We start from the raw sequence: 2,736 nt of genomic DNA, 5'->3' as shown, positions 1-2,736 counted from the left end.
TGGCGACGAGGTCGGGGCGGGTGTCTCGGTCCCAGTCGGTTATGGCGAAGTCGAACGAGTCGTCTGTTTCGTGGAGTGCTGTGCCGGTCTGGAGGATGTAGCGTTGGAAGTTGCTGGCGCCGGAGAGGATGTGGACTTCGGTGCTGTTGGTGCCGGTTCTGTTTTTCTTTATGGCGACCAGGTCCGGGCGGCCGTCCCGGTCCCAGTCGGCCGTCGCGGTGGCGAAGTTGTCGCCCGTCTCGTGGAGCGCCGTACCGGTTTGCAGGATGAAGTTGCCGAATGCGGGAGCGTTGATCTGCCGGGCACTGGTCGATGTGTGCTCGTCGCCCGCCGCCACGGCGGCGCCGGGAGCGGCGAGTAGCATGCCCAGAACCACAGGGGCGAACGCGGCAATAGCCTTCATGGTGCGCACAGGAATGCCTCCCTGACACTTTCTCCCGAGAAGATCTCGCGAGCTCGCCCGATACTAGAGGCCGATGTTCATCAACAGAGTTGAAGAGCCGGTCAGTAGGCCGGAAAAGGAGGCTGACGGACTCATTCCGTAGGCCGCCCATGGTGATCGTCATCGCACCGCCATCCGCCGTTCGTAGTGCTGAAACCGATCGCCGGGGCGCGAAATTCGAGCCGAGCGTCGGCCGGGCCGGGAACTCCCCGGCAGAGCCGGACGAAGGCGCGGGCCCGATGCCGAACGGAGCGGCGTAGTGGATGGTGCCGCTCGGCAGAGGGCGGTCGTCGAGCCCCAGGACCATCATGGTCGCAGCGGGTGTCCGGCAACGGTGCCGTCCGGGGGACGGGCGGCCATGGACAGGCCGGGAATCCAGGTTTCGCACCGGCGTCGGGCCCGGTGGAACACCCCGGAACACCCACGGGCAGGCCCTCAGCGCAGGATCCCCTCCAGGAAGTCGCTGCTGAGCCGGGCCACCACCGTGATGTCGAGCTGGTACATGACGTACCGGCCACGACGGCGCGTGACGATCAGGCCGGCCTTCTTCAGCACCGCCAGATGGCGGGAGACCTCGGGTGCGCTGATGCCGAGGATGACGGCCAGTTCCCCCGTCGTGTGCGGGGCGCGGGCCGTGGTGCGGCACACCTGCATCCGTACGGGGTGGGCCAGGGCTTCGAGCCGCAGCTTGAGCAGCTCCACCGATGCGGGCGCCGGAAGTTCGGGCCCGCCGACGGGGTAGTGGACGACCGGACGCCACCCCGGCCGATGCAGGATCATCAGATGCAGCCAGCCGAAGTGTGACGGCACGAAGGTGAGGCCCGGCCCCACCTCGGGGTCCGTCGCCGTCGCCTGCCCCTCCGACAGCTTGTCGGCACGGATCCGCGCGCCGCCGTCCTCCAGGGCCAGGGCCGGCGAAACCGCGGTCAGTGCGTGACCGAGTCCTTTCCGCCGCAACAGCTGTGTCTTGTGCCGGGCGTCGGCGGCCAGCTTGCCCTGTACCCGGCGCCAGGTGTCCGCGAAGAAGGCGGCGTCGCAGTCCTCGACGAGACGACGCACCCACACACGTACCGAATCGGGGTCCTTGAGCAGCCGCTCGGTGAACTCCATCTGTTGCGGACCGCGGGCCGTCGCCAGCTCCAACGCCCGTGCGCGTGCCGCCGGATCGACAAGCGGTGACACCCCGCCCGTGTTGTACGAGTCGAGGCTGCAGAACTCCAAGGCCGTCGAGACGAACTGCTCGTCGTCCAGCCGGTCGAGCAGGTCCAGCTCCTCGGCGAGCGTCGGCCGGGTCCTGCCGTCACCGCCGCGCACCCCGGCGAACGGCATGAAGAGGTCGGAGAACGTATTGCGCCAGAGGAAGTCGGCTTCGCAGAGGCGGCCCGCGAGATCCGGTTCGAGCGAGGTCGCCGTGGCCGTGGCCCAGCCCGCCAAGCCCGGGTGGTGCCCGGGCTCGGACAAGGTGTGCAGGGCGAGGCTCAACTCGGCGAGCGGGGACAACTCGAAGACGATGTCCGCGGTCGCCAGACCCGCGATGTCGATGAAGACGCTCATGCCCACCATGGTGCCTGCCGCCGCGCCGGACCCCCGACGTGCGGCCGCTCGGACCCGGGCCCGGGCCCGCCGCGGTGCCGCGCCGGTTTGCGGGTAGGAGTCCCGAAGACGCACGCGACCGGCCTTTCCGACCGTGGTGAGGGGATATCAGATGACCGTCGCGAAAACCAGTGTCCTGATTCTGGACTGCGCCGAGCCCGAGGCGTTGGCGGAGTTCTACGCCACGCTGCTCGACGCGCGCACGCAACCGGGAGCCGACCCCGATTTCATCGAGGTCGTCGGCCTCGACGGCGCCCACCTGGCGATCCGAAAGGATCACGGTCTGGCGCCGCCCAGTTGGCCGCGACCGGACGACTCCCAGCAGGCGCACCTCCGCCTCCTCGTTGCCCGGGACGACATGGACGAGGCGGAACGCGAGGCCATCGCTCTCGGTGCCCGGCCGCTGGACACCAAGGACAACGGCGGCCCCGGCGATGTGCGGATCTACTCCGACCCCGCCGGGCACCCCTTCTCCCTGGCCGCCCGCCGGGAACGGCCCGAATGCTGAGCGACGCCGTCGCATAGGGGGTCGAGTCCGTCATCGCTCCGGGGCACCTGGCGCCGGTGGGTGAAGGCAGCGATATCCCGAACCCGAAGCGGGGGGGGGGGGGGGGGGGTTTTCAACCCCCCCCCCCCCCGGGGGGGGGGGGGGGGGGGGGGGGGGGTGGTGGGGGGGGTGGGACGGGGGGGGGGTTGGGTTC

Annotated in this window: 3 protein-coding genes; 1 reads left to right on the top strand and 2 read right to left on the bottom strand. The window is 69.9% G+C overall.

The window, feature by feature from the left end:
- On the bottom strand, window positions 1-403 hold a 403-nt coding region (locus ACZ53N_RS21995), incomplete at its 3' end, for an FG-GAP repeat domain-containing protein (protein WP_469142597.1).
- Between the two features lie 474 nt (window positions 404-877).
- Complete coding sequence (locus tag ACZ53N_RS21990; RefSeq protein ID WP_469142520.1) at window positions 878-1,996, bottom strand: DUF5937 family protein; 1,119 nt, start codon at window positions 1,994-1,996, stop codon at window positions 878-880.
- A 151-nt stretch (window positions 1,997-2,147) separates the two neighbouring features.
- On the opposite strand from ACZ53N_RS21990, the gene ACZ53N_RS21985 reads away from it, so the two are divergent.
- Window positions 2,148-2,543 (top strand): VOC family protein, encoded by a 396-nt coding sequence (locus ACZ53N_RS21985; protein ID WP_469142519.1) that lies wholly within the window; start codon window positions 2,148-2,150, stop codon window positions 2,541-2,543.
- The last annotated feature ends 193 nt before the right edge of the window (window positions 2,544-2,736 follow it).

It is taken from the genome of Streptomyces sp. NPDC033229, from assembly GCF_055576875.1.
Note: the sequence above shows the minus strand (reverse complement) of the source record. Positions and strands in the feature narration are given on the sequence as shown.

Coding starts and splice junctions, on each gene's coding strand:
- ACZ53N_RS21985 (WP_469142519.1), top strand. CDS start 2,148: ATGACCGTCGCGAAAACCAGTGTCCTGATTCTGGACTGCGCCGAGCCC.
- ACZ53N_RS21990 (WP_469142520.1), bottom strand. CDS start 1,996: ATGAGCGTCTTCATCGACATCGCGGGTCTGGCGACCGCGGACATCGTC.